Below are 2,806 nucleotides of genomic sequence, written 5' to 3'. Positions count from 1 at the left end.
CTTTCCCCCTTTCCCTTTCCCCCTTCCCTCTTCCCCCATGCCCAAAATGAATAACTAATTACTCCGCTTGAAGGGTACAATAAATGCCGATTGTCTTCCAAAACTTGAAAGTTTCATGATCTCCAGCAACGACTTTCGACCTGGTGTCTCAATTGTATTAGATGGATCTGTATGGCGAGTGGTGGAATTCCTCCACGTTAAGCCAGGAAAAGGTTCTGCCTTTGTACGAACCAAACTGAAGAATGTTCAGAATGGCAGTGTGGTGGAAAGAACCTTCCGGGCAGGGGAAACTGTACCCCAAGCCACTTTAGAAAAAAGTACGATGCAGCATACCTATAAAGAAGGCGATGAGTTTGTCTTTATGGATATGGAAACCTATGAAGAAGGCAGATTGAGTGCCGCACAAATTGGCGATCGCGTAAAATACCTCAAGGAAGGTATGGAAGCTAATGTCATTCGTTGGGGCGAACAAGTCCTAGAAGTGGAACTGCCCAACTCTGTGGTTCTAGAAGTTGTACAAACAGATCCTGGTGTAAAAGGTGACACTGCAACAGGTGGTACTAAGCCAGCTACTCTCGAAACTGGTGCAACTGTGATGGTTCCCTTGTTTATTTCTCAAGGCGAGCGCATCAAAATTGATACCCGTGATGATAAATATTTAGGCAGGGAATAAGTTTGGATTTCGCTCTCAAACAAATCCCGATTTAAATCCCTCTTTAGGGATTAAATCCCTGCCACACTTAAAAATGCTAATTTACGGATAGGTCGAGGTAATAAAAACTGTGCCATTGGACTTTAATGAAATCCGCCAATTACTGGCAACTATCGCACAAACTGACATTGCAGAAGTCACGCTCAAAAGCGATGATTTTGAACTAACAGTTCGTAAGGCTGTGAGCCTCAGCAATCATATGTTGTCGGTAGGTCAAGCGACCTTAGGCGGTGTGGTAGGTTCGGGCTTGTCATCGGGTTTAGCTGCGGCAAACCAAGTGGCTACAAGTCAGGTAACAGAGGTGGCTACAGGTCGCCTGTTTGATAATGCTGCAACTGGAGGGCAATTGCAGTTGTCAGTTAATGCCCCCTCAACCATTGACCAGAGATTAGTAGAGGTGCCTTCTCCGATGGTGGGAACATTTTATCGCGCTCCTGCACCAGGTGAAGCACCATTTGTAGAAGTGGGCGATCGCGTCCGCAAGGGTCAAACAGTCTGTATCATCGAAGCCATGAAGCTGATGAATGAAATCGAAGCCGAAGTCTCAGGGCAAGTGATGGAAATTCTCCTCCAAAATGGCGAACCAGTAGAATATGGTCAACCTTTGATGCGAATAAACCCTGATTAAGTATTAATCTAGATTATGAAGTGAGTCATTGTTAAAACTTTCAATCCTTGCGGGTTAATCCTGATGAAACAAACGTTGCCTTTACCACCAGAAGTGGTGCAACAAGTAGCTGAATACTTCGGCCTGTTAAGTGAGCCAATGCGCCTACGGCTGCTACACTTACTGCGGGATGAAGAAAAATGCGTGCAAGAGTTGGTAGAGGCAACACAGACTTCTCAGGCAAATGTGTCCAAACACCTGAAGATAATGTGGCAAGCAGGAATCCTTAGCCGCCGCAGTGAAGGGACTTGCGCCTATTACAGGGTAGAAGATCAAACGATTTTTGAGTTGTGTAATCGGGTTTGCGATCGCCTCGCCACAAGGTTAGAACAGCAAGCCCGTAATTTTCGTGTCTTGAATACCAAACGGTAAGTCTGAAAAAGTTATGAGTTATGAGTTATGAGTTATGAGTTGTGAGTTATGAGTTATGAGTTATGAGTTATGAGTTAAAACTCCTCACTTCTAACTCCTAACTCTTAACTTCTAACTCCTCATTCCTCACTCTTAACTTCTAACTCCTAACTCCTAACTCCTAACTCTTAACTTTTTTAAAGCGGATAGTTTTTGTCGAAGCTTTCACGAGTTAGTGGTTGCTGTAACTCTATACCTTCACCACCCAAAACATCCAAGGGTTTACCATTCACGTCGATGTAAACTTTGGCTTTTGGATTTAAACTTGTTGCAGTATAAACAACTTGCCCCACACGACCTATCATTGAGGCACTACCACCACCGCGAGTAAATTCTTCAGATAAATTCACGCGAACTTCATCACTCTCCGCTTTCAGGCCTAATAATTTAGTTCCCTTGGGAATAGTTGTGGAATCTGTTCCTTCTGTTGGGCCTGCTAACAAGCTTTCAAAAGCTGCTTCTAAAGCTTGGTTTGGTCGTACAGCAGCTACTTTCACAGAATGGGGAACCAAGGCAATATTTTTATTCTTTGGTCTTAGCCAATAAACATTGGCAGTTTGTTCATTAGCTGGCTGTCTAGTTGATGGCTGTCCTGGCTGTTCAATACCTTGAGAGGGTTTTGACGGTGTAGGGGTATTGTTAGATTGTGAAGTTAACCAAGCCACACCGCCACCTACCGCTACAACTGCTGCTGCGACACCTGCAATTATGCCTGAAGAAATACGATTAGATCCTTGTTGGTCTTTCATGTTCAAAACCTTCCTGACTGAGGGCTGAGATGGTAGTTATGTGAGGAGCAGCCTGGTTAAAGACGATACTGACATGTGGAGAGTTTCCCACAATTTAGAGGAGGCTTCGTGCCTCAAAATCCGATTATTTTTTTAATCCTGCAAGTCCCTAATTCAATTTTAGAATTTGCACTTCTAGTCCGTCACTGTCGAATTGTTTAAATTTTGGGAAGTGGGGAGATGGGGAGATCGGGAGATCGGGAGATGGGGAGATGGGGAGATGGGAAG

4 protein-coding genes are annotated in these 2,806 nt (G+C 44.3%); 3 read left to right on the top strand and 1 reads right to left on the bottom strand.

From position 1 onward, the window contains the following. Positions 1 to 115 precede the first annotated feature (115 nt). The 3 genes from efp (at position 116) to GNE10_RS33535 (ending at position 1,751) form a co-directional block, all read left to right on the top strand. Complete coding sequence (gene efp, locus GNE10_RS33545) at positions 116 to 673, top strand: elongation factor P (RefSeq protein ID WP_185570360.1); 558 nt, start codon at positions 116 to 118, stop codon at positions 671 to 673. Positions 674 to 782: 109 nt separating this feature from the next. Beyond that, positions 783 to 1,340 (top strand): acetyl-CoA carboxylase biotin carboxyl carrier protein, encoded by a 558-nt coding sequence (gene accB, locus GNE10_RS33540; protein ID WP_185570359.1) that lies wholly within the window; start codon positions 783 to 785, stop codon positions 1,338 to 1,340. A gap of 63 nt (positions 1,341 to 1,403) precedes the next feature. Next, positions 1,404 to 1,751 (top strand): metalloregulator ArsR/SmtB family transcription factor, encoded by a 348-nt coding sequence (locus GNE10_RS33535; protein WP_099069501.1) that lies wholly within the window; start codon positions 1,404 to 1,406, stop codon positions 1,749 to 1,751. Positions 1,752 to 1,927: 176 nt separating this feature from the next. Here the strand turns inward: GNE10_RS33535 and GNE10_RS33530 are convergent, their stop codons facing one another. Further along, entirely contained in the window at positions 1,928 to 2,539 is a 612-nt protein-coding gene (locus GNE10_RS33530) for a GerMN domain-containing protein (RefSeq protein WP_185570358.1), read from the bottom strand. Positions 2,540 to 2,806: the final 267 nt, after the last annotated feature.

The organism is Nostoc sp. 2RC (assembly GCF_014222165.1).
Lineage (GTDB): Bacteria > Cyanobacteriota > Cyanobacteriia > Cyanobacteriales > Nostocaceae > Nostoc > Nostoc linckia.
Note: the sequence above shows the minus strand (reverse complement) of the source record. Positions and strands in the feature narration are given on the sequence as shown.

Excerpts from the sequence above, each read along its gene's own strand:
- efp (WP_185570360.1), top strand. The coding sequence starts at position 116 with ATGATCTCCAGCAACGACTTTCGACCTGGTGTCTCAATTGTATTAGAT.
- GNE10_RS33535 (WP_099069501.1), top strand. The coding sequence starts at position 1,404 with ATGAAACAAACGTTGCCTTTACCACCAGAAGTGGTGCAACAAGTAGCT.
- GNE10_RS33530 (WP_185570358.1), bottom strand. The coding sequence starts at position 2,539 with ATGAAAGACCAACAAGGATCTAATCGTATTTCTTCAGGCATAATTGCA.